26 protein-coding genes are annotated in these 24629 nt (G+C 61.7%); 23 read left to right on the top strand and 3 right to left on the bottom strand.

Going from position 1 to position 24629, the window contains the following annotated elements:
* Position 1: 1 nt before the first annotated feature.
* The 13 genes from ispG (at position 2) to H4V96_RS15090 (ending at position 13933) form a co-directional block, all read left to right on the top strand.
* Positions 2–1300 carry a flavodoxin-dependent (E)-4-hydroxy-3-methylbut-2-enyl-diphosphate synthase gene (ispG, locus tag H4V96_RS15150; protein WP_196855876.1) on the top strand — a complete coding sequence of 433 codons (1299 nt, stop codon included), beginning with the start codon at positions 2–4 and terminating at the stop codon, positions 1298–1300.
* A 53-nt stretch (positions 1301–1353) separates the two neighbouring features.
* The gene (hisS, locus tag H4V96_RS15145) at positions 1354–2715 is read left to right on the top strand and encodes a histidine--tRNA ligase (RefSeq protein ID WP_010399877.1); all 1362 of its coding nucleotides are present in this window, start codon (positions 1354–1356) and stop codon (positions 2713–2715) included.
* A gap of 54 nt (positions 2716–2769) precedes the next feature.
* Positions 2770–3438 carry a tetratricopeptide repeat protein gene (locus H4V96_RS15140; RefSeq protein WP_196855875.1) on the top strand — a complete coding sequence of 223 codons (669 nt, stop codon included), beginning with the start codon at positions 2770–2772 and terminating at the stop codon, positions 3436–3438.
* Positions 3439–3523: 85 nt separating this feature from the next.
* Entirely contained in the window at positions 3524–4669 is a 1146-nt protein-coding gene (gene bamB / locus H4V96_RS15135; protein ID WP_196855874.1) for an outer membrane protein assembly factor BamB, read from the top strand.
* Between the two features lie 4 nt (positions 4670–4673).
* Positions 4674–6020: a ribosome biogenesis GTPase Der gene (der, locus tag H4V96_RS15130; protein WP_010399874.1), complete on the top strand. Its 1347-nt coding sequence runs from the start codon at positions 4674–4676 to the stop codon at positions 6018–6020.
* 229 nt (positions 6021–6249) lie between these two features.
* Positions 6250–6486 carry an RNA chaperone Hfq gene (gene hfq, locus H4V96_RS15125; protein WP_010399872.1) on the top strand — a complete coding sequence of 79 codons (237 nt, stop codon included), beginning with the start codon at positions 6250–6252 and terminating at the stop codon, positions 6484–6486.
* Between the two features lie 114 nt (positions 6487–6600).
* The gene (gene hflX, locus H4V96_RS15120) at positions 6601–7824 is read left to right on the top strand and encodes a GTPase HflX (protein WP_196855873.1); all 1224 of its coding nucleotides are present in this window, start codon (positions 6601–6603) and stop codon (positions 7822–7824) included.
* 2 nt (positions 7825–7826) lie between these two features.
* Positions 7827–9110, top strand: a complete 1284-nt coding sequence (gene hflK / locus H4V96_RS15115) for an FtsH protease activity modulator HflK (protein ID WP_196855872.1) — start codon at positions 7827–7829, stop codon at positions 9108–9110.
* Positions 9110–9997 (top strand): protease modulator HflC, encoded by an 888-nt coding sequence (gene hflC, locus H4V96_RS15110; RefSeq protein WP_010399869.1) that lies wholly within the window; start codon positions 9110–9112, stop codon positions 9995–9997. The genes hflK and hflC overlap by 1 nt, the downstream gene beginning before the upstream one ends.
* A gap of 271 nt (positions 9998–10268) precedes the next feature.
* Complete coding sequence (locus H4V96_RS15105) at positions 10269–11429, top strand: ATP phosphoribosyltransferase regulatory subunit (RefSeq protein WP_010399868.1); 1161 nt, start codon at positions 10269–10271, stop codon at positions 11427–11429.
* A 3-nt stretch (positions 11430–11432) separates the two neighbouring features.
* Positions 11433–12746, top strand: coding sequence for an adenylosuccinate synthase (locus tag H4V96_RS15100; protein WP_029496554.1), 1314 nt, complete (start codon positions 11433–11435; stop codon positions 12744–12746).
* A 66-nt stretch (positions 12747–12812) separates the two neighbouring features.
* Entirely contained in the window at positions 12813–13358 is a 546-nt protein-coding gene (locus tag H4V96_RS15095) for a phosphoribosyltransferase family protein (RefSeq protein ID WP_010399866.1), read from the top strand.
* Positions 13359–13423: 65 nt separating this feature from the next.
* Positions 13424–13933: a GNAT family N-acetyltransferase gene (locus H4V96_RS15090; protein ID WP_010399864.1), complete on the top strand. Its 510-nt coding sequence runs from the start codon at positions 13424–13426 to the stop codon at positions 13931–13933.
* Positions 13934–13943: 10 nt separating this feature from the next.
* Here H4V96_RS15090 and H4V96_RS15085 read toward each other — a convergent pair whose 3' ends face one another.
* Entirely contained in the window at positions 13944–14081 is a 138-nt protein-coding gene (locus H4V96_RS15085; RefSeq protein ID WP_208760731.1) for a hypothetical protein, read from the bottom strand.
* Positions 14082–14224: 143 nt separating this feature from the next.
* Here H4V96_RS15085 and H4V96_RS15080 point away from each other — a divergent pair, with 143 nt between their 5' ends.
* On the top strand, positions 14225–14851 hold the full coding sequence (locus H4V96_RS15080) for a flavin reductase family protein (protein ID WP_196855871.1): 627 nt from the start codon (positions 14225–14227) through the stop codon (positions 14849–14851).
* An 11-nt stretch (positions 14852–14862) separates the two neighbouring features.
* On the opposite strand, the gene H4V96_RS15075 is transcribed toward H4V96_RS15080, so the two are convergent.
* A complete protein-coding gene (locus H4V96_RS15075; RefSeq protein ID WP_280721035.1) occupies positions 14863–15675 on the bottom strand; it encodes a FadR/GntR family transcriptional regulator in 813 nt (270 codons plus the stop codon).
* A 187-nt stretch (positions 15676–15862) separates the two neighbouring features.
* Between H4V96_RS15075 and H4V96_RS15070 the strand changes: the two genes are divergently transcribed.
* From H4V96_RS15070 to denD, 6 genes are read left to right on the top strand one after another with little or no spacing between them, the layout of a single operon-like run.
* Positions 15863–17191: an MFS transporter gene (locus tag H4V96_RS15070; protein WP_280721034.1), complete on the top strand. Its 1329-nt coding sequence runs from the start codon at positions 15863–15865 to the stop codon at positions 17189–17191.
* 21 nt (positions 17192–17212) lie between these two features.
* Positions 17213–18109: an L-threonate dehydrogenase gene (ltnD, locus tag H4V96_RS15065; RefSeq protein ID WP_196855904.1), complete on the top strand. Its 897-nt coding sequence runs from the start codon at positions 17213–17215 to the stop codon at positions 18107–18109.
* 21 nt (positions 18110–18130) lie between these two features.
* Positions 18131–19432 carry a 3-oxo-tetronate kinase gene (gene otnK / locus H4V96_RS15060; protein WP_196855869.1) on the top strand — a complete coding sequence of 434 codons (1302 nt, stop codon included), beginning with the start codon at positions 18131–18133 and terminating at the stop codon, positions 19430–19432.
* Positions 19429–20094 (top strand): 3-oxo-tetronate 4-phosphate decarboxylase, encoded by a 666-nt coding sequence (gene otnC, locus H4V96_RS15055; protein ID WP_029496552.1) that lies wholly within the window; start codon positions 19429–19431, stop codon positions 20092–20094. The genes otnK and otnC overlap by 4 nt, the downstream gene beginning before the upstream one ends.
* Positions 20095–20112: 18 nt before the next feature.
* Positions 20113–20904, top strand: coding sequence for a 2-oxo-tetronate isomerase (gene otnI / locus H4V96_RS15050; protein WP_196855868.1), 792 nt, complete (start codon positions 20113–20115; stop codon positions 20902–20904).
* An 11-nt stretch (positions 20905–20915) separates the two neighbouring features.
* On the top strand, positions 20916–21893 hold the full coding sequence (gene denD / locus H4V96_RS15045) for a D-erythronate dehydrogenase (RefSeq protein ID WP_280721033.1): 978 nt from the start codon (positions 20916–20918) through the stop codon (positions 21891–21893).
* A 5-nt stretch (positions 21894–21898) separates the two neighbouring features.
* On the opposite strand, the gene H4V96_RS15040 is transcribed toward denD, so the two are convergent.
* Positions 21899–22741, bottom strand: a complete 843-nt coding sequence (locus H4V96_RS15040; protein ID WP_280721032.1) for a helix-turn-helix domain-containing protein — start codon at positions 22739–22741, stop codon at positions 21899–21901.
* 56 nt (positions 22742–22797) lie between these two features.
* On the opposite strand from H4V96_RS15040, the gene H4V96_RS15035 reads away from it, so the two are divergent.
* The 3 genes from H4V96_RS15035 (at position 22798) to H4V96_RS15025 (ending at position 24377) form a co-directional block, all read left to right on the top strand.
* On the top strand, positions 22798–23295 hold the full coding sequence (locus H4V96_RS15035; RefSeq protein ID WP_280721031.1) for a DUF3224 domain-containing protein: 498 nt from the start codon (positions 22798–22800) through the stop codon (positions 23293–23295).
* Positions 23296–23439: 144 nt separating this feature from the next.
* Entirely contained in the window at positions 23440–23724 is a 285-nt protein-coding gene (locus H4V96_RS15030) for an autorepressor SdpR family transcription factor (protein WP_010399851.1), read from the top strand.
* The gene (locus H4V96_RS15025) at positions 23721–24377 is read left to right on the top strand and encodes an SdpI family protein (RefSeq protein WP_280721030.1); all 657 of its coding nucleotides are present in this window, start codon (positions 23721–23723) and stop codon (positions 24375–24377) included. Before H4V96_RS15030 ends, H4V96_RS15025 begins: the two co-directional genes overlap by 4 nt.
* Positions 24378–24629: the final 252 nt, after the last annotated feature.

Below are 24629 nucleotides of genomic sequence, written 5' to 3'. Positions count from 1 at the left end.
TATGGCTACCTCGAAAACAGCGATCGGCTCCGGTCCTTCTGTCCGGCGCGACAGCCGCAAGGTGTTGATCGCACACGGCCAGCGTCAGATCTGGGTGGGCGGCGATGCCCCCGTGGTGGTGCAGTCGATGACGAACACGGATACGGCCGATGCCATCGGCACGGCGATACAGATCAAGGAACTGGCGCGTGCCGGCTCGGAGCTGGTGCGCCTGACGGTGGACCGTCCGGAAGCGGCTGCCGCCGTGCCGTACATTCGCGAGCAGCTCGACAAGATGGGCGTCGACGTGCCGTTGGTGGGCGACTTCCATTACAACGGCCATACCCTGTTGAACGATTACCCCGATTGTGCGCGCGCGCTGTCGAAGTATCGCATCAATCCGGGCAACGTGGGCAAGGGCGCCAAGCGCGATACGCAATTTGCGCAAATGATTGAAGCGGCGTGCAAGTACGACAAGCCGGTGCGTATCGGCGTGAACTGGGGTAGCCTGGATCAAGCCTTGCTGGCGCGCATCATGGATGAAAACGCGGGCCGCAGCGAGCCTTGGCCGGCGCAAGCGGTCATGTATGAAGCGCTGGTGACGTCGGCGATTGAAAACGCCGTGCGTGCCGAGGAGCTGGGCCTGGGACGCGACAAGATTATTTTGTCGTGTAAAGTGTCCGGCGTACAAGATTTGATCGCCGTGTATCGCGAACTGTCGCAGCGCTGCGACTATCCGCTGCACCTGGGCCTGACAGAAGCGGGCATGGGCAGCAAGGGTATCGTCGCCTCGACGGCGGCCTTGTCCGTGCTGCTGCAAGAGGGCATCGGCGACACCATCCGTATTTCGCTCACGCCAGAGCCTGGCGGCGACCGCACGCGCGAAGTGATCGTCGGCCAGGAAATTTTGCAAACCATGGGCTTGCGCAAGTTCGCGCCCATGGTCATCGCCTGCCCGGGCTGTGGCCGCACGACGTCGACCACGTTCCAGGAATTGGCCGACAACATCCAGACGTATCTGCGCGAGCAGATGCCGGAATGGAAAAAGTTGTATCCGGGCGTGGAAGCGATGAACGTGGCCGTCATGGGCTGCATCGTCAACGGTCCCGGCGAATCGAAGCATGCAAACATCGGCATCAGCTTGCCCGGCACCGGAGAATCACCGGCCGCGCCGGTCTTTGTCGATGGCGAAAAAGTCGTCACCCTGCGCGGCGAACGCATCGTCGAAGAATTCCAGGACATCGTCCTCAATTATGTTAAAACCCATTACGGCGTAGCTGGGGTTTCGAGCGACATGTCGCTCGCCAGCGTAGCGGTCTAGGCTTGCAAGCCTGGACTCCTTACGCGAAAAAATGAAAAGCAAAGAAGAACACCATGTCCGAAAATAAAAAAGCAGAGAAAATTACAGGCGTGAAAGGCATGAATGATGTGCTGCCCGCCGATGCCCCGTTGTGGGAATTGTTTGAAAATACGGCGCAATCCGTGCTGCAAAGCTATGGCTTCCAGCAGATCCGCACGCCGATCGTGGAAGAAACGAAGTTGTTCGCGCGCGCCATCGGCGCCGTGACCGACATCGTGGAAAAGGAAATGTACTCGTTCACCGATTCGATGAACGGCGACAACCTGACCCTGCGTCCGGAAGGCACGGCTGGCGTGGTGCGCGCCGTGGTCGAGCACAACCTCGTCTACGAAGGCCCGAAACGCCTGTGGTACAAGGGTCAGATGTTCCGTCACGAGCGCCCGCAAAAAGGTCGTTACCGCCAGTTCCACCAGTTCGGCGTGGAAGCCATCGGTTTCACGGGCCCGGATATCGATGCCGAGATCATCATGATGTCGCGCCGCCTGTGGGATGACCTGGGTCTGGAAGGCATTCGCCTGGAACTGAACTCGATCGGCGACGCCGCCGAGCGCCTGCGCCACCGCGCCGACCTGATCGCCTATCTGGAAAGCCATAGCGAACTGCTCGACGAAGAAGCCAAGCGCCGCCTGCACAGCAATCCGCTGCGCATTTTGGACACCAAAAATCCTGCCATGCAGGACCTGGTCAATGGCGCGCCTCAGCTTTTGGATTACCTGGGCGAGGAATCGCTGGCGCACTTCCATGGCGTGCAGAAGATCTTGAACCACAACAATATCCCCTTCACCATCAATCCTCGCCTGGTGCGCGGCCTCGATTACTACAACCGCACGGTGTTCGAGTGGGTCAGCGACAAGCTGGGCGCGCAAGGCACGGTGTGCGCCGGTGGCCGCTATGACGGCATGGTGGAAATGTTCGGTGGCAAATCGACGCCAGCCGTCGGCTTTGGCATGGGCGTCGAGCGCCTGGTGCTGCTGATGAAGGATGCGGCGGAACCGGAAGCGCCGGCGCAGTGCGACGTGTATCTGGTGCACCAGGGCGAGCAGGCAGGCTTGCAAGCGTTCGTACTGGCCGAGCGGATTCGCGATGCGGGCCTCGACGTTGTGCTACATTGCGCAGCGAGCAATGGCGGCGGCAGCTTCAAGACGCAAATGAAAAAGGCCGATGCCAGCGGTGCGGCGTTTGCGGTGATCATGGGCGACGATGAAATCGCCAACAATGTTGCTACGGTAAAAGCCATGCGCGAAGCCGATGCGGGCGCGCAGCAAAACACGGTGCCGTTCGACGATGTCGTCGATTACGTGGTCGACCAGATCATCGGCGACCACGATTGCGGCCACGATCACGGCCCTGACGGCCATGTGCATCACCACCATTAATTTGAAGCAAGACCGTACTATCCTCGATCAACTACTCATTAAAACTGACGACCCATGGCATACGATCACGAAGAACAAGAACAACTGGCAACCCTCAAAGCCTGGTGGCAGCGCAATGGCAATCTGACCTCCTGGGTCCTGATCGTGGCGCTCGCTGGCTACAGCGGCTGGGCTGGCTGGCAGTACTACCAGCGCACGCAGGCTGCGCAAGCCGGTCAGTTGTACGACGAACTGCAAAATGCCATCGCCGCCAAGGACACCGCCAAGGTGATGCGCGCGGCCAGCGACATGCAATCGCGTTTCAGCGGCACGGCGTATGCGCAGATGAGCGCGCTGGGCGCGGCCAAGGTGGCGTTCGACGCGAATGACCTGAAAACGGCCAAGACCCAGTTGCAATGGGTTGCCGAGCATGGCACGGAAGAGTACAAGGCCATCGCCAAGCTGCGCCTGGCCGGTGTCTTGCTGGACGAAAAAGCCTACGATGAAGCGCTGAAAGTGCTGGCCACGGCCAGCGTGGTGCAATTTGCCGGCGCCGTGGCGGACCGCAAGGGCGATATCCTGGTGGCGCAAAACAAGCTCGACGATGCACGTACGGCCTACTTGGCCGCGCTGGCCGCGACGGACAAGAACAATCCAGGGCGTCAATTGATCCAGGTGAAACTGGAGGCGATAGGCGGCACGGTACCGGAAGACAAGGCCAAGGCTGACAAGGCTGGCGCCTGACAGGAACACTGATGGCACGGCCATGCGGCGTTTTGCGCCGCCTGCCTCGCCCTTACAAGTACAAGAAAAAGGTTGGATAACACTTATGCGTGTCACTGAAAAGCTGGTAGCTGCAAGTCTGTTGGCCCTGATGGCCGGTTGCTCGTCCTGGAATCCGTTTGCCTCGAAAGACCCGAAAGTCGAACCGGCCAAACTGGTGGAGATAACATCGAGCATCGCCGTGCGCGACGCCTGGAAGTATTCGATCGGCAAGGCTGGCGTGTACGCCTTCCGGCCCGCACTGGCCGGTAACAGCCTGTACGTGGTCAATGCCGATGGCGCGCTGGCGCGCCTGGATGCGGCCAGCGGGCGTGAAACGTGGCGCATCAAGGTCGGCAGCGACATCACCTCCAGCGCCGGCAGCGACGGCGCACTGGTGGTCGTGGGCGCGGCCAAGGGCGCCGTGCTGGCGTTTGATGCTGATGGCAAGCAACTGTGGACGGCGCAGGCGTCGAGTGAAGTGCTCACCGCGCCTGTGGTCGGGCAGGGTGTGGTGGTGGTGCGCAGCGTGGACAACCGCATCGTCGGCTTTGATGCCAAGACGGGCGAGCGCAAGTGGACGGTGCAGCGCGCCACGCCGGCACTGACCTTGCGCAATGCACCGGGCATGGTGTTGGGCGGCGCGAATGTCTACGTGGCTCAGCCAGGCGGCAAGCTGCTGGCACTGACGGTTGCCACCGGTGTGGTACGCTGGGAGACTGTGGTCAGCGAACCGCGCGGCGCTACCGAACTGGAGCGCGTCTCCGACATCGCCGGCACGCCGGTGGTGTTCGAGGGCGAAGTGTGCGCTGTCACTTACCAGGGCAAGGCAGGCTGCTTCGATGCTGCCACGGGCGTGCCGCGCTGGAGTAAGCCGATCTCGTCCGATGTGGGCGTGGCCGTCGATCAGCGTTTCGTGTTTGCTGCCGACGCCCAGGGCGCCGTCGTGGCGTTCGGCCGCGACGGCGGCCAGAGCGCCTGGAAGAATGAGGCGCTGGCGCGCCGCCGCCTGTCGACGCCGGCCTCTTTTGGCCGCAGCGTCGCCGTCGGTGACTATCAAGGTTATATCCACTTCCTGTCACGGGAAGATGGCGCATTAATAGGTCGTGTCAGCAGCGATGGTAGTCCGATTGTTTCGGCTCCCGTCGTCGCCGGTTCGAATTTGATTTTTCAAACCCAATCAGGGACAGTGATCGCTCTCGCGGTCGAGTAATACAATGAAGCCGGTAATTGCACTAGTAGGTCGACCCAATGTTGGGAAATCGACTTTATTCAATCGTCTGACCCGCTCGCGCGATGCGCTGGTGGCGGATTTGCCTGGGTTGACGCGCGATCGTCACTATGGCGAAGGCCGTGTCGGCGAACGTCCCTTCCTGGTCATCGATACGGGTGGTTTCGAACCCGTCGCCAAGGAAGGCATCATGCACCAGATGGCACTGCAGACCAAGCAGGCCGTGGCCGAGGCCGACGTAGTCGTGTTCATCGTGGACGGCCGTCAAGGCCTGACCCCGCATGACAAGACTATCGTCGACTTCCTGCGCAAGAGCGGACGGCCAGTCTTGCTGGTGGTCAACAAAAGCGAAGGCATGCGCTATACGGCCGTGGTGTCCGAATTCTATGAATTGGGCATGGGCGATCCGTATGCGATCTCGTCGGCGCACGGCGACGGCGTCAACGACTTGGTCGAAGTGATGCTGGACCTGGCGTTCGCGCAGCGTCCGGACGAGCCTGAAGAGCTGGAAAAGACCGACCGCGGCATCAAGATTGCCCTCGTCGGCCGACCGAACGTGGGCAAGTCGACTCTCATCAACACCCTGCTCGGTGAAGAGCGCGTGATCGCCTTCGACATGCCGGGTACGACGCGCGATTCGATCGAGATTCCGTTCGAGCGTGATGGTCAGCAATATACGCTGATCGACACGGCCGGTATCCGTCGTCGCGGCAAGGTATTTGAAGCGATCGAGAAATTCTCGGTGGTGAAAACCCTGCAGTCGATTTCCGAAGCCAACGTCGTGGTCCTGATGCTCGATGCGCAGCAGGATATTTCAGAGCAAGACGCGCATATCGCCGGCTTTATTCTGGAATCGGGCCGCGCGCTGGTGGTGGCCGTGAATAAATGGGATGGCTTGCAATCGCATGAACGCGACGAGATCAAGATCGATATCGACCGCAAGCTCGACTTCCTGTCGTTCGCACAGATGCATTTCATTTCGGCACTGAAGGGCACCAACATCGCTCCATTGATGAAGTCGCTCAACGCCGCGTACGCGGCCGCCATGTGCGACCTGTCGACGCCGAAGCTGACGCGCGCCCTGATCGAGGCCGTGGAGAAGCAGGAGCCGCGGCGCAAGGGTTCGATTCGTCCGAAGCTGCGCTATGCCCACCAGGGTGGCATGAATCCGCCTGTGATCGTGATTCACGGTAACGCGCTCGATGCCGTTGGCGATCCGTACAAACGCTATCTGGAAAAACATTTCCGCGATACGTTTGCCCTGGTTGGCACGCCGCTGCGCATCGAACTGCGCACGGGCAAAAACCCGTTTGCGCGCACGCCGAGCAAGTAAGCAGTTAGTCACTGAATTAAGTGCGGATTAAGGCGCCGCTGAGATAATGCGGCGCCGATAGTCAATGCGACGGCTATCTGCACGACATGCTAAAGTGTCATGCGCGATGCGCGACAGCGATCGTGAAAACAGGTTACAGTAGCTATGACGCATCTTTCTATGTTTGAGTACTTGAAATCAAGCTAGTCGCCTCCAATTCTTACACAACAACATAAACAACGGAGCTGTTATGAGCAACAAAGGGCAACTGTTACAAGACCCATTCCTCAATGCATTACGCAAAGAGCATGTTCCTGTCTCGATCTACTTGGTCAATGGCATTAAATTGCAGGGCCATATCGAATCCTTCGATCAATATGTCGTATTGCTGCGCAATACGGTGACACAGATGGTGTACAAGCATGCCATCTCGACAGTGGTGCCGGCCCGTGCCGTCAACCTCAATATTGAACCTGAAGCGGAGTAAAGCGTTGAGCTTGATGGCCCAGCGCCTTTTGCCTACCATCGACCCCGTCCGCGCCAGCGGCGCTGATGCGTTTGCATCGGCGTCGGCGTCCGCCGCAACCCATCTGATGCCATCATGCGCGCCGTATTAGTCGGGGTTGACTTCGGTCACAGCGACTTCGCTGCCAGCATGGAGGAACTCATGCTGTTGTCGCGTTCGGCTGGTGCGGACCCGATTTCCACCATCACGGCCAAGCGCTCCAGTCCCGATTCGGCGTATTTTGTCGGCAGCGGCAAGGCCGATGAAATTGGCGACATCGTGGTCAACGATGGTCTGGAAATCGTCATCTTCAATCACGCCCTGTCACCTGCCCAGCAGCGCAATCTGGAAAAGCGCCTGAATGTGCGCGTGCTCGACCGCACCAGCCTGATTCTCGATATCTTTGCGCAACGCGCCAAGAGCCACGAAGGCAAGCTGCAAGTCGAGTTGGCGCAGTTGCAGCATCTGGCTACGCGCCTGATTCGCGGCTGGACCCACCTTGAGCGGCAAAAGGGCGGTATCGGCTTGCGCGGTCCCGGCGAGACACAGCTCGAGACCGATCGCCGGCTGATCGGCGACCGCGTCAAAGCGTTGCGCGCGCGTCTGGAAAAGCTGCACAAGCAGCGCGAAACGCAGCGCCGTGCGCGCGGCCGCAATCACACATTCTCGGTCTCCCTGGTCGGCTATACCAATGCCGGCAAGTCGACCCTGTTCAATGCCGTGACCAAGGCCGGCGTGTATGTCGCCGACCAGTTGTTCGCCACCCTCGATACCACCTCGCGCCGGGTTTATCTGGGCCAGGAGGTGGGTAATGTGGTGATCTCCGACACGGTGGGTTTCGTGCGCGAATTGCCGCATCAACTGGTGGCCGCTTTCCGCGCCACGCTCGAAGAAACCATCCATGCCGATCTGCTGCTGCATGTCGTCGACGCTGCGTCGCCGGTGCGCATGGAGCAGATCGAGCAGGTCAACCTGGTCTTGAAAGAGATTGGTGCCGATCATATTCCGCAAATCCTCGTGTGGAACAAGATCGATGCGGCAGGGCTGGAGCCTTCGGTGGAGCGCGACGAATATGCTACGATCAGTCGCGTCTTCGTCAGTGCGCAAAAGGGCAGCGGTCTCGACTTGCTGCGCGATGCGATTATCGAGATGGCCAGGAAGGCGCCCCGTTCGGCGCACCTTTATCGTAGCGATGAAGCACAGCAGGAAGATCAGTTGGACGGTCAGTACGACCAGCACGATGGCGCCGCCCCGGACCAGGACGAAGAACCTGGTGAGGACGATAGCAATTCCACCCACTCCCAAGTCGGAACACGATAGTTATGCTTGTCTCTCTACTCAAAAAAACAGGCTTGAAGTTGTCCCTGAATGATCCCCGCTGGGGCAATCGCAAGGACGACGGCAAGAAAGCCCAAGAAGGCAAAAAGCCCGGCGAAGGTCCGCCGGACCTCGATCAGTTGTGGCGCGATTTCAATCAGCGCCTGAACGCCTTTTTCGGACAGAAGAACCGTCCCGACAACGGCGGCAATAACAACGGTGGCGGCAGCGGCCCACGCCCCGACATGAAGGGCGCCGGCATTACCGCCGGCGTGGTCGGCGTGATCGCCGTCTTCATCTGGCTCGCCAGCGGCGCCTTCATCGTGCAAGAGGGCCAGAGCGGCATCGTGCTGACGTTTGGCCAATACACGCGCACGGCGCCGGCCGGTCTCAACTGGCGCTGGCCGTATCCGTTCCAGACCGATGAAACCGTTAATGTGTCGCAGGTGCGTACCGTGGAAGTCGGTTATCGCACGTCGCTGCGCAACAAGCAGGCCAGCGAGTCGCTGATGCTGACGGACGATGAAAATATCATCGACATCCAGTTCGCGGTGCAATACACCCTGAAAGATCCCGTGGAATGGCTGTTCAGCCTGCGCGACCAGGAAGACACCTTGCGCCAGGTCGCCGAGACGACGATACGCGAAGTGGTCGGCCGCAGCAAGATGGACTTCGTGCTGTATGAAGGCCGCGAAAAAGTGGCCTTTGACACGCAGAAATTGATGCAGCAGATTCTGGATGATTACAAGGTTGGTGTGTTGATTAACAACGTGACGATGCAGGCCGTGCAGCCGCCAGAGCAGGTGCAAGCCGCTTTCGACGATGCCGTCAAGGCCGGCCAGGACCGTGAGCGCCAGAAGAATGAAGGCCAGGCCTACGCCAATGACGTCATTCCAAAAGCACGCGGCGCAGCATTTCGCCTGATGCAGGAAGCCGAGGCTTATCGGGCCATGGTGACCGAGAACTCGGAAGGTAATGCGTCGCGCTTCAAGCAGGTGCTGGTCGAGTACCAGAAGGCACCAGCCGTTACGCGTGACCGCATGTACCTGGAAACCATGCAGCAGGTCTTCAGCAGTGCCAGCAAGGTGATGGTTGACGCGAAAACGGGCAGTAATCTGCTGTATCTGCCGCTCGACAAGTTGATCGCCCAGACGGCTGCCACCGACGCTGCCGCCCGTGCTGCAGGGGCACCCGCAGCCAACACTGTTTTGCCACAGGAAGCCATGCCAACAGTAGAAGTCAATCAGCGCCGCGACAGCCGCTCTTCGCGTGAACGGGAGAGCCGCTAATGAACCGTATCGTTGCCGCCCTGATCGCGGGCTTTATCGCGATCATGCTCTTGTCCTCGACCGTGTTTGTCGTCGATCAGCGTAAATACGCCATCGTCTTCGCCCTCGGTGAAGTCAAGGACGAGATCAGTGAGCCAGGCTTGTACTTCAAGCTGCCGCCGCCGTTCCAGAACGTCATCTACCTGGACAAGCGGATCCTGACGCTCGATACGCCGGAACCGGAACGCTTCATCACGGCCGAGAAGAAGAACATCCTCGTCGACGCGTATGTGAAGTGGCGCATCGTCAATCCGAAGAAATATTTCCGCAGCTTCGGCGGCGATGAAAGCCGCGCCCGCAACCGCATGTCGCAAATCGTCAAGGCCGCCCTGAACGATGAAATCACCAAGCGTACCGTGCGCGAAGTGATCTCGGGCGAACGCGGCAAGGTGATGCAGGCGATCAAGGCCAAGGTGGCCGCCGAAGCCGAGGCCATCGGCGTGGGCATCGTCGATGTACGCCTGAAACGCGTCGATTACGTCGAGCAGATCAACAACTCCGTGTACGAACGCATGAAGTCCGAGCGCGTGCGCGTGGCCAATGAGCTGCGTTCGACCGGTTCGGCCGACTCCGAGAAAATCCGCGCCGACGCCGACAAGCAGCGCACGGTGATCTTGGCCGAAGCGTATCGTGAAGCCGAAAAGATCCGCGGCGAAGGCGATGCGAAGGCGTCGCAGATCTATGCGGAAGCGTTTGGCAAGAATCCGGAGTTCTACAAGTTTTACCGTAGCCTGGAAGCTTATCGCGCCACCTTCAAGGACAAGGGCGATGTGATGGTAGTCGATCCGAGTTCGGAATTCTTCAAGTACTTCAAGGGCGGCGGCGCAGCCGCTGCTGGCAAAAAGTAAGGCAGTATCCAGACTGCATCTGGCCGCAAGGGCGGGTGGCAGCAGGAGCGGGGCCGGCATCGCTGCCGGCCCCGTTTTTTGTGGTGCGCCAGCTTGTTGCGGTAAGGCGTAAAATGCGGTGTTTTTAGGGCTGTGCGGCAGTGAGTCGGACAACTTATCCCTAAAGGCCCGTGTTTTCGCGTAAAATATCAGGTTCGGCCTATTGCCTGGCGCGCTTGCCGCTGCCTCGCACTATGCATTTTTTCAACTTTCTTCCGTATCTCGCTCCCTCATGCCGAATTGGCTTTTGCCCGAAAATATTGCCGATGTTCTGCCGTCGGAAGCGCGTAAGATCGAAGAGCTGCGCCGCCGCATGCTGGACAATTTCCGTCTGTACGGATATGAACTGGTCATGCCGCCGCTGCTTGAGTATCTCGAATCGCTGATGACCGGCGCTGGCAAGGATACCGACCTGCGCACCTTTAAACTGGTCGACCAGTTGTCGGGCCGCATGCTCGGCCTGCGTGCCGACATGACGACGCAAGTGGCGCGCATCGACGCGCACCTGCTCAACCGTGCCACCGTGACCCGGCTGTGCTATGCCGGCAGCGTGCTCCACACCCGTCCGTCGGGTCTGCACGCCACCCGCGAACCGCTGCAGATCGGCGCCGAAATCTATGGCCATGCCGGCCTGGAAGCGGATGCCGAGATCCAGGAATTGGCGCTCGCTTCGCTGGCATTGGCCGGTTTTGATGCTGTGCGCCTGGATTTGTCGCATGTCGGCCTGTTGCGCGCTATCATTGCGCAAGACGGCGCTGCCGTGCGCGACGAGGCTGCGCTGTACACCTTGCTGCGCGCGAAAGATGCGCCGGGCTTGCGTGCGCTGACCGCCGCCTACGATCCTGTTACGCGCGATGCGCTGCTGGCCTTGCCCAATCTGTACGGCGACATCGACGTGCTGGCGCGTGCGCGCGAAGTGCTGCCGCCGCTGCCAGGCGTGCTGAAGGCGCTGGCCGAACTGGCCGCGCTGGCCGGATCTGCCCTGGGTCGCGCCGAAGTGGCGATCGACTTGGCCGACCTGCGCGGCTATCAATATGAAAGCGGCGCGATGTTTGCGCTGTATGTACCTGGCTTGCCGAACGCGGTTGCGCGCGGCGGCCGTTATGACCACGTCGGCGAAGCGTTCGGCCGGGCTCGTCCCGCGACCGGCTTCTCGCTCGATTTGCGCGAACTGGCGCGCCTGTTGCCGACCGCGGAACGGAAGCATTCGATCCGTGCGCCATGGGGCAGCGCGCCAGAATTGAAGGAAAAAATCGCCGAGTTGCGCAAGGCGGGCGAGGTCGTGATCCAGAGTATGCCGGGTCACAGTAATGAACAAGACGAGTTCGAGTGCGATCGCGTGCTGGTACTTGCCGATAATGGTAGTAGCTGGATTCTTAAAAACTTAGGTTGAGTGATGTCAAAGAAAATTATGGCAAAGAACGTCGTTGTCATCGGCACCCAATGGGGCGATGAAGGTAAAGGCAAGATCGTCGATTGGTTGACCGATCACGCCCAGGGTGTGGTGCGCTTTCAGGGCGGCCACAATGCAGGCCACACGCTGGTCATCGGCGGCGTCAAGACCGCGTTGCAACTGATCCCTTCGGGCATCATGCGCGCCGGCGTCGCTTGCTACATCGGTAACGGTGTCGTCGTCTCGGTACCGGACGTGCTGCGCGAAATCGACAAGCTCGAAGCTGTCGGCGTCGAAGTCGCTTCGCGTCTGAAAATCTCCGAAGCCTCGCCAGTCATCTTGCCTTACCACTCGGCACTCGACGCGGCCCGCGAAGCGGCACGCGGCGCGGCCAAGATCGGCACGACCGGCAAGGGCATCGGCCCGGCCTACGAAGACAAGGTGGCACGCCGCGCGATCCGTATCGCCGACTTGCTCAACGAGACGCGCTTCGCTGAAAAGCTGGCGGAAAATCTCGATTACCATAACTTCGTGCTGGAAAACTACCTGAAGGCGCCGAAAGTCGACTATCAGAAGACCCTCGACGACGCGCTGGCCTACGTGCCGCGCCTGCGTCCGATGGTCGCCGACGTATCGAGCGCGCTGTACGCAGCGCACAAGGCCGGCGCCAACCTGCTGTTCGAAGGCGCGCAGGGTTCCCTGCTCGACGTCGACCACGGCACCTATCCGTTCGTGACTTCGTCGAACTGCGTGGCAGGCAATGCCTCCGCCGGTTCGGGCGTCGGTCCTGGCATGCTGCACTACATCTTGGGCATCACCAAGGCTTACACGACGCGTGTCGGCTCCGGCCCGTTCCCGTCGGAATTGCCAACGGATGCGGGCGTTGGCCTGCACCTGGCCCAAGTCGGTCATGAATTCGGTACCGTGACGGGCCGTGCCCGCCGTTGCGGCTGGTTCGACGCCGCCTTGCTGCGCCGCTCCGTGCAGATCAACGGCGTGTCGGGCATGTGCCTGACCAAGCTTGATGTGTTGGATGGCCTGGAAACGTTGCAGCTGTGCACCGGCTACAAGCTCGACGGCAAGATCGTCGACATCTTCCCGGTCGGCGCCGAAGACGCAGCGCGCTGCGAGCCGATCTACGAAGAAATGCCAGGCTGGACGGAAAGCACTGTCGGCGCGAAATCGCTGGCGGCCTTGCCGGCGACGGCGCGCGCTTACATCAAGCGCATCGAAGAACTGGTCGGCGTGCCAGTGGACATGGTTTCGACTGGTCCCGATCGTGAAGAAACGATCGTGCTGCGCCATCCATTCGAGTAAGCTGCTGGACACAATCCGCCGCAAGGCGGATTTTTTTAATCACGCTAATAATAAGAGTTCACTATCATGACTACCCCACAATCGAACGATCAACATCTCTGGGTCAACTGGGAAGAGTATCACCGCCTGATCGAGCGCCTGGCGCTCAAGGTCTATGAATCGGGCTGGAAATTTGACCAGGTGCTTTGCCTGGCGCGCGGCGGTGTGCGTCCTGGTGACGTGTTTTCGCGCATTTTTGATTTGCCGCTGGCGATCCTGTCGACCAGCTCCTACCGCGAAGACGCTGGCACCGTGCGCGGCGACCTCGATATCGCCAAGTACATGACCATGACCAAGGGCCCGCTGGCTGGCCGCATCTTGCTGGTCGACGACCTGGCCGATTCGGGCGTCACGCTGGACAAAGTCACGCGTCACCTGAAGGATAACTTCCCTGACGTGACGGAAGTCAAATCGGCCGTGATCTGGCTCAAAGGCTGCTCCGTCGTGCGTCCTGACTATTTCCTCGAAGAGCTGCCGCATAATCCATGGATACATCAGCCGTTCGAAGACTACGACGGCCTGCGTCCGCACCAGCTGGCGGCGTGGATCAAGAAGGGCGAAGCAGGCAAGTAATTGCGTGCGCGCTTGCAAAAAAAAGACGATCGTGTATCGTCTTTTTTTTCGTCCAGGGAAATGCGATGACCATACTGACGACGGCGCGCCTGCGCCTGGAGCCGATCAACGAGAGCCATTACGAGCGCATGCGCACGCTCAACACCGATCCCGAGGTCATGACCTATCTGAACGCGGGTCAGCCGGAGACGGAGGAGACGACGCGCGCGGCCATCGTCCGCACCATGGGGCGCTGGGCCGAATGGGGTTATTCATGGTGGGCGTTGATCCGCCTCGACGATGGTGCGCTGGTGGGCATGGCCTGCCTGCAGCATCTAGGCGGCGAGAGAGACAGTCGGCTTGAAATCGGCTGGCGCCTGGCGCGCACCAGCTGGGGCCAGGGTTACGCCAGCGAGGCCGCCGCCGCCATCGTCGCGCATGCGTTCGACGTCGTTGGTGCACCTGAAGTGGTGGCCGTGGCGCACCCGGACAACGCCGCCTCGATCAAGGTCATGACGCGCCTGGGCATGCAATACGTGGGCATGCAACGCCATTACGACATCGATAGCGTGGTGTACCGGCTGGCGCGCCCATGACGGCAGGGCGTCAGCCCTTGATCTTGAGCAAGGACGATGAGCAGGGCAGCGGCCATCTTTTGCTGCCAGCTGTTGCTGCCAGCTGCTGTGCCAGGTCGATGCGCATCTGTTTCAGGCTTTCCGTGCCGACGGTGGCAGCAGTATGCAAATTTGCAACGGCGCGGTAAACAGCTTTCGGTGAGAGCGCAGCTTTCGCTCCTAGAGGGTAGTGAAAAACGCGCCTGGACGATTATTTTGTTAAGCTGGCACTCCAGGCGCGCTTCTGTGAGCGCCACGATGACAGGAACACGCATGGCCGACGATATGCATTTTTATGAACCTGCGCAGGGCCACGGCCTGCCGCACGATCCCTTCAACGCCATCGTGGGGCCGCGTCCTATCGGTTGGATCGCCACGCGCAGCGGCGAAGGCGTGCTCAACCTGGCGCCCTACAGTTTTTTCAACGCCTTCAATTACACACCGCCGCTGATCGGTTTTTCCAGCATCGGCCGCAAGGACACCTTGCGCAATATCGAACAGACGGGCGAATTTGTCTGGAATCTGGCGACCCGTCCGCTGGCCGAGGCCATGAACGTCAGTTGCGCAGCGGCGCCGGCCGAAGTCGACGAGTTCGCGTTGGCAGGCTTGAACCCGCTTGCTTCGCGCGTCGTCAAGGTGCCGCGCGTGGCCGAAAGCCCGGTAGCGTTCGAATGCCGCTGCACGCAGATCATCGAGCTGCAAGGATTGAACGGCGATGGCGTCGGTAGCTGGCTGGTGCTGGGGGAAGTGGTGGGCGTGCATATCGCGCGCCATCTGCTCAAGGCCGGTGTGTACGACACGGCGGCCGCAGCGCCGATATTGCGCGGTGGCGGGCCGGCTGACTATTTTGAGATCGGCCCGGAGAGCTTGTTCCAGATGCGTCGGCCAAACTATCCCTGAACGGCAGCAGGCTATTTCTGCATGATGGGATCGCGTCCCAGGGTGCGCGCCAGCGCGCCGCCGTCGCCGCGCCAGAATTCGCGGTCGGCCAGGCGCACACGCTCGGCGGCGTGCTGCATGTGTTCCATGGCCGCCTGGCGCGCACCTTGCGGGTCGCCGTCGGCAATCGCTTGCACGATCTTTTCATGTTCGCGGCGCACCTCGATGGAAAAGTCCGCGCGCCGCGCTTCGTTGGCGCGCGTTACTTTGACGGCAGAGCGGATCGGGTCGGCAAACATGGCCACGAATTTGGGCCAATAAGGGTTGCCGGTCGCTTCGGCGATGCACAGGTGCAGGCACACGTCTTCTTCCACGCCATCGACGCCGGCCGCCACCGCTTCCTCGATGCGCCGTAGCGCGTGTTCGATATCGGCCAGTTGGCCCGGCGTGCGCCGCACGGCTGCCAGTGCGGCGATTTCCGCTTCCAGTCCCTGGCGTACTTCGATCAGGTTCAACAGCGATTGCACGGATTGCTGCGTCAGCTCGTCGCCCAGTTCGCCGGTCTTCGCGCCATCTTGGGCGCACACGAACGTACCGCTGCCTTTGCGCGTGGCGACGATGCCGTCTGCCTGCAGCAGGGCGATGGCTTCGCGCAGCACCGTGCGGCTGACGCCGAAGTGCGTCGCCATGGCTTGCTCCGAGGGCAGGCGCGTGCCGCTGGCCAAGCCATCGTTGTAGATTTGCTGGTGCAGCCTTGCTGCCACCCTCGCGCCCAGGGTGCCGGTGGTGAAACTGCCCGCAGTGGGCTCCGGCGCGGGAAGGGTAAAGCTATACGTGCGGTCCATCGGGTGCATCCTTGCGCTAACGATTTTGTGGGGCTTGCTTGCCCACCATTATATGAAATATACAGCTTGACACACACAAAACACACACATAATATACACCCATACAAATTCTAGACAAGTTGCCAGCCACCATCGGTGGACCATAAAAACCCGGCACGGTCGATTCCTCAGTGATCAGGAGACTAGCATGGAAGTATCGCAAGCATTGCCAGGGCAGCCGGCAGGCGCGCCCGCAAGCCAGAAACGCATCGACGACGCCGTCTACCGCAAGGTGACCTGGCGCATCATTCCCTTCCTCATGCTGTGCTACATCGTCGCTTACCTCGACCGCGTTAACGTGGGCTTCGCCAAGCTGCAAATGCTGGCCGACCTGCAGTTTTCCGAAACCGTGTATGGCCTGGGCGCGGGTGTGTTCTTCCTTGGCTACTTCCTGTTCGAAGTTCCCAGCAACGTCATGCTGCACAAGATCGGCGCGCGCGTGTGGATCGCGCGCATCATGATCACCTGGGCCGTCATCTCTGGCGCCTTCATGTTCGTCACCACGCCGACACAGTTCTACGTCATGCGCTTCTTGCTCGGCATCGCTGAGGCGGGCTTCTTTCCCGGCATCATTCTGTATTTGACCTACTGGTATCCGTCCGAGCGCCGCGCGCGCATGGTGTGCACCTTCATGGCCGCCATTCCCGTGGCCGGCTTGATCGGCGGCCCGCTGTCGGGCTGGATCATGGAAGCCTTCGCCGGCTGGCACGGCTATGCGGGCTGGCAGTGGATGTTCGTGCTCGAAGCGATTCCCGCCGCACTGATGGGCGTGGCCGTGCTGCTGTACCTGGACAACAGCATCCGCGCCGCGAAGTGGCTGACGGAAGAGGAAAAAGTCATCCTTGAGCAGCGCATCGCCACGGAAGCGCAAGGCAAGGTAGCGCACCCGTCGATCCGCGCCATGTTCTCGGACCCGCGTATCTGGGTCATGGCCCTGATTTACTTCTGCTGTGTGATGGGCCAGTATTCGCTGACCTTCTGGCTGCCCAGCTTGATCAAGGCGGCCGGCGTGACGGGTGTGCTCAATATCGGCTTGTTTACGGCGATTCCGTATTCGGTGGCCGTGGCGTCGATGATACTGCTGGGCCGCAGCTCGGATAAATACCGCGAACGGCGCTGGCACATGGCTATCCCGCTGGTGGTGGGCGCCGCTGCCATCGTCTGCAGCGCGCTCGCTGGCGCCAACAATACGGGCTGGGCCATCTTCTTCCTGGCGATCGCCGCCGGTGGCATCCTGGCTGCCTCGCCCATGTTCTGGAGCTTGCCGACGGCCTTCCTCGGTGGCGTTTCAGCCGCTGCCGGCATCGCCGCCATCAATTCAGTGGGTAATCTGGCCGGTTTCGCAGCGCCCTACATGATCGGTTCGATCAAGGACTTGACGCAGTCGACCGATATCGCCATCTACCTGCTGGCCGGCATCCTCGTGTTTGGCGCCTCCATCATCATGCGGGTGCCGGCCAAGCTCGTCAATAAATAAGTGGAGCAAATAATGACTGCAATAATCGAAAAAGTGGGTGTGATCGGCCTGGGCGCCATGGGCATGGGCATGGGCATCGCGCAATCGCTGCTGCGCGCCGGTTTTGCAGTGCAAGTTTGCGACGTGCGCCCTGAGGCCGTGCAAAAGCTGGTGGATTTGGGCGCCCATGCTGCCGCCTCGCCGGCTGCACTCGCGGCGCAGGTGCAGGCACTGCTGATCGTCGTCGTCAATGCGCAGCAGACCGAGAGCGTGCTGTTTGGCGAGCACGGTGCGGCCAGTGCCCTGGCGCCGGGCAGCGTGGTGATCGCTTGCGCTACCGTGGCGCCGGAATTTGCCGAAGCGCTCGGCGCGCGTCTGGCGGCGATGGGGCTGCGCTTCATCGATGCGCCCATTTCCGGTGGTGCGGCCAAGGCAGCATCGGGCGAAATGTCGGTGATGGCGGCCGGCGCGCCGGACGCGTTTGACGCATGCAGCGGTGTTTTCGATGCCATTTGCGCCAAGCTGTATCGCCTGGGTGAGCAGCCGGGGCAGGGCTCGAAGGTGAAGATGATCAACCAGCTGCTGGCCGGCGTGCACATCGCCGCCGCCGCCGAAGCGATGGCGCTGGGCCTGCGTGCCGGCTGCGATCCGGACGCCCTGTACGAAGTCATTTCGAATAGCGCCGGCAGTTCCTGGATGTTCCAGAACCGCGTGCCGCATATCCTCAAGGGCGACTACACGCCGCTATCGGCCGTGAACATCTTCGTGAAAGACCTGGGCATCGTGCTCGATTTCGCAAAAAAAAGCGTCTTCCCATTACCGTTGTCGGCTACCGCGCACCAGATGTTCATGCAGGCGTCGGCCGCCGGTTTTGGCGGCGAGGACGACTGCGCCGTCATCAAGCTTTTCCCTGGAATTACATTGCCAGCGAAAGCGTAACTGAATCAAGAAGGAACAATCATGACTGTACTACTGGGTTGTATCGCCGACGACTTCACGGGTGGCACCGACCTGGCCGGCATGCTGGTCAAGGCCGGCATGCGCACGGTGCAGCTGATTGGCGTGCCGCAAGGGCCACCACCTGACGATGTCGATGCGGTCGTCATCGCCCTCAAGTCGCGCACGAATGCGCCTGAAGAAGCGGTGGCCGAATCGCTGGCCGCGCTGGCCTGGCTGCAGCAGGCGGGCTGCCGCCAGTTTTACTTCAAGTACTGCTCCACGTTCGACTCCACGCCGCGCGGCAATATCGGTCCCGTGGCCGAGGCCTTGATGCGGGCGCTCGACACGGACTTCACGATTGCCTGCCCGGCGTTCCCGGCGAATGGCCGCACCATCTACAAGGGCAATCTGTTCGTCGGTGAGGTGCCGCTGGCCGAGTCGAGCATGCGCGACCATCCCTTGACGCCGATGACCGATTCGAACCTGGTGCGCGTGCTGCAGCAGCAGGTGGCATCAAAAGTGGGCTTGGCCAACTTCTCCGTCGTGGAGAAGGGCGCCGCCGCCATTGCCCAGCGCTTTACGGAATTGCGCGGCCAGGGCTGCCACTTTGCCGTCGTCGATGCCGTCTCGAACCGCGACCTGGAAGCCATCGGCGCGGCCTGCGCCGACTTGAAACTGATTACGGGCGGCTCCGGCATCGCGCTGGGACTGCCGCAAAATTTCCGCCAGCGGGGTCAGTTGTCGCCGTCGCCTGCGGGCCAGGCCGGGCGCTTGCCGCCGGCCTGCGGTTTTCGCGCCGTGATTTCGGGCAGCTGCTCGGTGGCCACGCAGCAGCAGGTGGCACACTTGCGCGAGCGCGCACCGTCATTCCACATCGATCCCTTGCAGTTGGCGGCAGGTGGCGAGGTAGCCGCTGGCGTGGTGGAACAGGCTTTGGCGTGGGCTGGCGCGCACCTGGCGCAAGGCCCTGTCCTGGTCTATGCCACGGCCACGCCGGACGCCGTGCGCGCCGTGCAGGCACAGCTCGGTGTCGAGCGCGCCGGCGCCCTCGTCGAGGAAACCCTGGCCGCCATTGCGCAAGGGCTGGTGCGCCTCGGCGTGGGCCAGTTGATCGTCGCTGGTGGCGAAACCTCGGGCGCCGTCGTCAAGGCCTTGGGCGTGGCGGGCTTGCGCATCGGCCCCGAGATCGACCCTGGCGTGCCCTGGACGCAAGCCTTGCCTGCGCCGTGCGGCGATGACAAGGCGCCTTTGCTGCTGGCCCTCAAGTCCGGCAATTTTGGCACGGTCGATTTCTTCAGCAAAGCCTGGCAGGTGCTGGCATGAGTGTCGCTGCGATTCATACTTCTGCAGAAGAAATGCGCCAGCGCGAGCAGATCGTCGATTTTGGCAAGTCGCTGTTCGAGCGGGGCTTGACGGCGGGCAGCAGCGGCAACCTGAGCGTGCGTCTGTCCGATGGCTGGCTGCTCACGCCGACGAACGCCAGCCTGGGGCGGCTCGATCCCGCTCAACTGTCAAAGCTGGACTGGGACGGCAAGTTGCTGAGCGGCGCGCCACCCTCGAAGGAAGCATTTTTGCACCGCGCCATGTACCAGGAGCGCGCCGGCGCGGGCGCCATCGTGCATTTGCATTCGACCCATTCGGCGGCCGTGTCGTGCATGTGTGGCCTGAATCATGACGATTGCATCCCGCCGCTCACGCCCTACTTTGTGATGAAAGTGGGGCGTTTGCCGCTGCTGCCTTACCACCGTCCGGGCGACCCGGCGCTGGCGGGCGCGATTGGCGCCATGGCCCGCAAGCATTCGGCCGTGCTGTTGGCCAACCACGGTCCTGTGGTCTCGGGTAGCAGCCTGGAAGCGGCCGTGTATGCGGCCGAGGAACTGGAAGAGACGGCCAAGCTATTCCTGCTGCTGCGCGACGTGCCCACGCGCCCGCTCGACGCGCAACAGATCGCGGACCTGAAACACACCTTCAAACTCGACATATAAGAAATCCAGGAGATACGCATGCCCCGTTTTGCCGCCAATCTGACCATGATGTTCAACGAAGTGCCTTTCCCGCAGCGCTTTGCCGCCGCCGCGCAAGCGGGTTTCCAGGCCGTCGAATTTCTGTTCCCTTACGATTACGCGCCGCAGGAAGTGGCCGGCTGGTTGCGCCAGCATGGTTTGCAGAACGTGCTGTTCAACCTGCCCCCGGGCGACTGGGCGGCCGGTGAACGGGGCATTGCCTCGCTGCCGGGCCGCGAAGCGGAGTTTCGCGCCGGCGTGGCGCGTGGCATCGAGTATGCGCTGGCGCTGGGCACGCCACGCGTGCACATGATGGCCGGCCTGCTGCCCGTCGGTGCCGACCTCGCGCTGCACCGCGCCACCTATTTGGCCAATTTGAAGTACGCGGCCAAGGCCGTGGGCGAGCATGGCATTGAACTCTTGATCGAGCCCATCAACGGGCGCGACATGCCTGGCTATTTCCTCGTCAGGCAGGCGCAGGGCCATGCACTGCGCCTGGAGTCGGGCGCGCCCAACGTCAAGGTGCAGATGGATTTTTACCACGCGCAGATTGTCGAGGGCGATATCGCCATGACGTTCCAGAACAATGTCGATGGTATCGGCCACGTGCAGATCGCCAGCGTTCCGGCACGCCATGAGCCGGACGATGGCGAAGTCAATTACGCGTATTTATTCAGGCTGCTCGATGAGCTGGGCTACGAAGGCTGGATTGGCTGCGAGTACCGTCCGCGCGGGCGCACCGAAGATGGCCTGGGCTGGCTCGCGCCCTACTTGAATAATTCGAACAAATAAGGAGATATCACATGAGAGTATTGATCACCGGCGGTGCCGGTTTCCTGGGGCAGCGCCTGGCGCGCCAGTTGCTGGCCCAGGGCCAGCTGACGGACAGTCAGGGCCAATTGCAAACGATCAGCGAGCTGGTGCTGGTCGATGTGGTGGCCGCGCATGATTTCAATGACGCCCGCGTGAAAGTCGTTACGGGAGATATCGCCGACGGCGCCCTGATGCGCGCCACCATCGACACGCAGACCAGCTCGATCTTCCACCTGGCGGCCATCGTCAGCGGCCAGGCCGAAGCCGATTTCGAGCTGGGCATGCGCATCAACCTTGATGCCTCGCGTTTGCTGCTCGATATCTGCCGCGAACTGGGGCACAAACCGAAGGTCGTGTTTACCAGCTCCGTGGCCGTGTATGGCGGCCAGCTGCCCGAGGTGGTGCAAGATACGACGGCCCTGAATCCCCAGTCGTCATATGGCGCGCAAAAGGCCATCGGCGAATTGCTGCTCAACGACTATAGCCGCCGCGGCTTTGTCGATGGCCGCGTGCTGCGCCTGCCAACCATCAGCGTGCGTCCGGGCAAGCCGAACAAGGCAGCGTCGTCGTTCGCCAGCGGCATCATCCGTGAACCGTTGAACGGCGACGCTTGCGTCTGCCCCGTGGCCACCGATCTGCGTCTGTGGCTGCTGTCGCCGCGCGGCGCCATCGCCTCCCTGATCGCCGGGCACGAATTGGCGGGCGCATCCTTCGGCGCCAGCCGCACTGTGAACTTGCCGGGGCTGTCGGTCAGCGTGGGCGCAATGATCGCCGCGCTGGAGCAGGTCGCTGGCGCCGATGTCGTGGCCCGCATCAGCTACGCGCCCGATCCCGCCATCGAGCGCATCGTCAAGAGCTGGCCCGGCGCCTGGGATACGGCCCGCGCCGCAGCGCTGGGTTTGACGGCGGACGCCGATTTCGCCAGCATCATCGGCGCCTATATGGACGACGTCAAGGCGGCCAGCTAGGCCAGCTAGGCAGGCTTGGGCAGCTGCGAGCGGCGATAGTCGAGCGGCGTGCTGCCCACCAGCTGTGCAAAACTGCGGCTGAAATGGGCTTGGTCAAAAAAACCCAGTGCATGCGCCAGGCTGGCCAGGTCGGGTGCATCGGGCTGCGCCAGGCGCCAGATCGCCTCTTGCAGGCGGTAGCGCTGGATGACCCATTTCGGCGGCACGCCTACGTAGTCGGCGAACAGGCGCTGCAGCCTGCGTTCGCCAATGGCCATTTTTTCACACAGTTGCGCCACACTCGCCGGACCGTTGTGGGCCGCTGCCGCTGCAGTCAGGCGGGCGGCCAGCAGCGCAGCAGCATCGACTTGCGGCAGTCTTGCCAGCAGCAGTTCCTGTGCCTGCGCCACCATCTCCAGATCGTCGGACTTGCCTAGTACCCGCGCCTCGGCTTGCGCTGCCGGCATGCCCAGCAGCGCATCGGCTGCGATGGTCGTGTCGGTGAAGCTTGACAGTGGCTGCGTGATGAACGGGCGCAGGCCGCCCGGCGCGAAACGCACGCCCAATACCTTACCCGCACCGATCAAAGGCCTGTCAAAGGCGCCGCGCACCACGCCATGAATGGCGCTGTGTCCTGCATCGAAAACCAGGTGGGCGTTCGGATATGGCAGCACGCGTTGCGTCTCCGGTGCGCAGCCCCGCCTGTCCCATTCGACCACCCAGCAATACTCGACGAACGGCGCCAGTGCGGCAGGCGGCGGATAGGTCGCCAGGCGTATCCGGCGCGCCGCCGCCTGTGGATCGACGATGCCTTTCGGTGCCTGCGCCCGCACATCGAGCAGATTGGCCGCGCTGTCGGCTTTATCCAATATTTTTCTCCGGCACGGCCTTAAGCTGGCCCTCTCGCATTGATCGGAAGGCAATCATGAAATCACTCAGTTGGTCGGGCCTGATGCTGGCCGCATATTGTCTATCATCGGTGGCGCCAGCCGGCGCCGCCTCGTCTACAGAGAAAGATCATCGCATGCACGCGCACGCCACGGGAAACTTTAGCATCAGCATGACGCCGGCGACGACGCCGCAACGCGCGGGGCGCACGAGCTTGGGAAGGGTGCTGCTTGACAAGGTGTATGCGGGCGACCTGGTCGCCACTGCCACGGGGCAGATGCTCAACGCCGTGAGCGATACCAAAGGCGCGGCAGGCTATGTCGCCATGGAAGCCATCACGGGTGTCCTGCAGGGCAAAGAGGGCAGCTTCGTGGTACAGCATGTCGGCATCATGGCCGACGGCAGGCAGGAGCTGAGTCTCGTCATCGTGCCGTATTCCGGCAGCGGGCAACTGACGGGCATCAGCGGCACCCTGGCCATGCGCATTGAAAACGGCCAGCACGTCTACGACATCGACTATTCGCTGCCGGAGTAGGGCGCTGCCGGACTGGGTCCGAGAGCAGGGCCGGGAATCGTGCCCCGGCCGTCTTATGCCCGGCGCTGCTGCTGAAAATCGCTTGACCCATGCCGCCGTTGCTTCTATAGTTAGATAACTATCTAATTAGACGTTTATCTTAATATGAATGCCGCCAACAGTGCCTTCAAGGCGATTGCCGACCCTGCAAGGCGCGAAATCCTGCGACTGCTGCGGGCCGGAGAAATGACGGCCGGCGACCTGGCCGCCCGTTTCGACATGAGCAAGCCGACCATGTCGCACCATTTTTCGGTGCTGGCCGATGCCGACCTGATCACGCGCCGGCGCGAAGGCCAGACCATCTGGTATGGCCTCAACACCACCGTGCTGCAAGATGTGCTGGCGTGGATGCTGGACCTGACCGATACCGACCACAAGGAGAGAAAATGATGAAAGCGCGCTTTATCGCCCTGAGCCTGTTGATGATCGCGGCCGTCTGTGCGGCCACTGTGTACGCCTGGCCGCAGTTGCCCGAGGTGGTGGCGATACACTGGAATTACCGGGGCGAGGTGGACGACTACGCGCCGCGCGCGGTGCTGTGGCTGCTGGGGCCGGGCCTGATGGCCTTCATCCTGCTGCTGGCTTTGCTGCTGCCATCGCTGTCGCCGCAGCGCTTCGAAGTGCAGCCGTTCGCGCCCACCTTTTATTACAACTTCGTCGTCGTGCTGGGCCTGCTCGCGTACGTGCGTGGCCTGGTGTTGGCCAGCGCCATGGGCATGGCGGTGCCGATATCGAGCGCGGTGCCGGCCGGGCTGTTGCTGATGCTGGTACTGATGGGCAATCCGATGGGCAAGGTGCGCCGCAATTTCTTTTTCGGTATCCGTACGCCGTGGACGCTGGCCAGCGAGCGCGTCTGGTATGCCACGCACCGGCTGGCGGCGCGGCTGATGGTCGGTAGCGGTCTGCTGGGGCTCGGTGCACTGGCACTGGGCGCCCCGGGCTGGCTGTTGCTGGTGCTGGCGCTGGCATGGGTGCCACTGGTCATCCTGTACTCATTGCTGCACTACAAGCGGCTCGACAAAGACCAACTGGACATTCACTGAAGGGAAAGCACAATGTGGCGATGCACGCTGGGAATGCTGTTCTTGATGCTGGGCTTGTCGGTACGCGCCGCAGTCAGTGACGATCAGTAGGCGACGCTAGCGGTCACTGGCGGCGTATTGCAGGGCTCTGCTGGCGCTGTACCGGCCTTCCGTGCAGCCGTACCTGATTTCGTCACTTGAAGTATTCGTCGCGCGCTGCGCGCTGCGGTAGCCGTGCTGTGCATGCCGCAGCTGACCGTGCAGGGGACGACT

Origin of the sequence: Janthinobacterium sp. CG_23.4, assembly GCF_029892305.1 — a bacterium.
Taxonomy (GTDB): Bacteria; Pseudomonadota; Gammaproteobacteria; order Burkholderiales; family Burkholderiaceae_D; genus Janthinobacterium; species Janthinobacterium lividum_D.
Note: the sequence above shows the minus strand (reverse complement) of the source record. Positions and strands in the feature narration are given on the sequence as shown.

What these genes read in the sequence shown, in the direction of transcription:
- der (WP_010399874.1), top strand. Translation starts at nt 4,674, where the DNA reads ATGAAGCCGGTAATTGCACTAGTAGGTCGACCCAATGTTGGGAAATCG.
- H4V96_RS15105 (WP_010399868.1), top strand. Translation starts at nt 10,269, where the DNA reads ATGCCGAATTGGCTTTTGCCCGAAAATATTGCCGATGTTCTGCCGTCG.
- hfq (WP_010399872.1), top strand. Translation starts at nt 6,250, where the DNA reads ATGAGCAACAAAGGGCAACTGTTACAAGACCCATTCCTCAATGCATTA.
- H4V96_RS15035 (WP_280721031.1), top strand. Translation starts at nt 22,798, where the DNA reads ATGAAATCACTCAGTTGGTCGGGCCTGATGCTGGCCGCATATTGTCTA.
- H4V96_RS15070 (WP_280721034.1), top strand. Translation starts at nt 15,863, where the DNA reads ATGGAAGTATCGCAAGCATTGCCAGGGCAGCCGGCAGGCGCGCCCGCA.
- H4V96_RS15090 (WP_010399864.1), top strand. Translation starts at nt 13,424, where the DNA reads ATGACCATACTGACGACGGCGCGCCTGCGCCTGGAGCCGATCAACGAG.
- hflK (WP_196855872.1), top strand. Translation starts at nt 7,827, where the DNA reads ATGCTTGTCTCTCTACTCAAAAAAACAGGCTTGAAGTTGTCCCTGAAT.
- otnK (WP_196855869.1), top strand. Translation starts at nt 18,131, where the DNA reads ATGACTGTACTACTGGGTTGTATCGCCGACGACTTCACGGGTGGCACC.
- H4V96_RS15080 (WP_196855871.1), top strand. Translation starts at nt 14,225, where the DNA reads ATGGCCGACGATATGCATTTTTATGAACCTGCGCAGGGCCACGGCCTG.
- bamB (WP_196855874.1), top strand. Translation starts at nt 3,524, where the DNA reads ATGCGTGTCACTGAAAAGCTGGTAGCTGCAAGTCTGTTGGCCCTGATG.
- H4V96_RS15030 (WP_010399851.1), top strand. Translation starts at nt 23,440, where the DNA reads ATGAATGCCGCCAACAGTGCCTTCAAGGCGATTGCCGACCCTGCAAGG.
- hisS (WP_010399877.1), top strand. Translation starts at nt 1,354, where the DNA reads ATGTCCGAAAATAAAAAAGCAGAGAAAATTACAGGCGTGAAAGGCATG.
- ispG (WP_196855876.1), top strand. Translation starts at nt 2, where the DNA reads ATGGCTACCTCGAAAACAGCGATCGGCTCCGGTCCTTCTGTCCGGCGC.
- hflX (WP_196855873.1), top strand. Translation starts at nt 6,601, where the DNA reads ATGCGCGCCGTATTAGTCGGGGTTGACTTCGGTCACAGCGACTTCGCT.
- H4V96_RS15075 (WP_280721035.1), bottom strand. Translation starts at nt 15,675, where the DNA reads ATGGACCGCACGTATAGCTTTACCCTTCCCGCGCCGGAGCCCACTGCG.
- denD (WP_280721033.1), top strand. Translation starts at nt 20,916, where the DNA reads ATGAGAGTATTGATCACCGGCGGTGCCGGTTTCCTGGGGCAGCGCCTG.
- H4V96_RS15025 (WP_280721030.1), top strand. Translation starts at nt 23,721, where the DNA reads ATGATGAAAGCGCGCTTTATCGCCCTGAGCCTGTTGATGATCGCGGCC.
- H4V96_RS15140 (WP_196855875.1), top strand. Translation starts at nt 2,770, where the DNA reads ATGGCATACGATCACGAAGAACAAGAACAACTGGCAACCCTCAAAGCC.
- H4V96_RS15100 (WP_029496554.1), top strand. Translation starts at nt 11,433, where the DNA reads ATGTCAAAGAAAATTATGGCAAAGAACGTCGTTGTCATCGGCACCCAA.
- otnC (WP_029496552.1), top strand. Translation starts at nt 19,429, where the DNA reads ATGAGTGTCGCTGCGATTCATACTTCTGCAGAAGAAATGCGCCAGCGC.
- hflC (WP_010399869.1), top strand. Translation starts at nt 9,110, where the DNA reads ATGAACCGTATCGTTGCCGCCCTGATCGCGGGCTTTATCGCGATCATG.
- H4V96_RS15095 (WP_010399866.1), top strand. Translation starts at nt 12,813, where the DNA reads ATGACTACCCCACAATCGAACGATCAACATCTCTGGGTCAACTGGGAA.
- otnI (WP_196855868.1), top strand. Translation starts at nt 20,113, where the DNA reads ATGCCCCGTTTTGCCGCCAATCTGACCATGATGTTCAACGAAGTGCCT.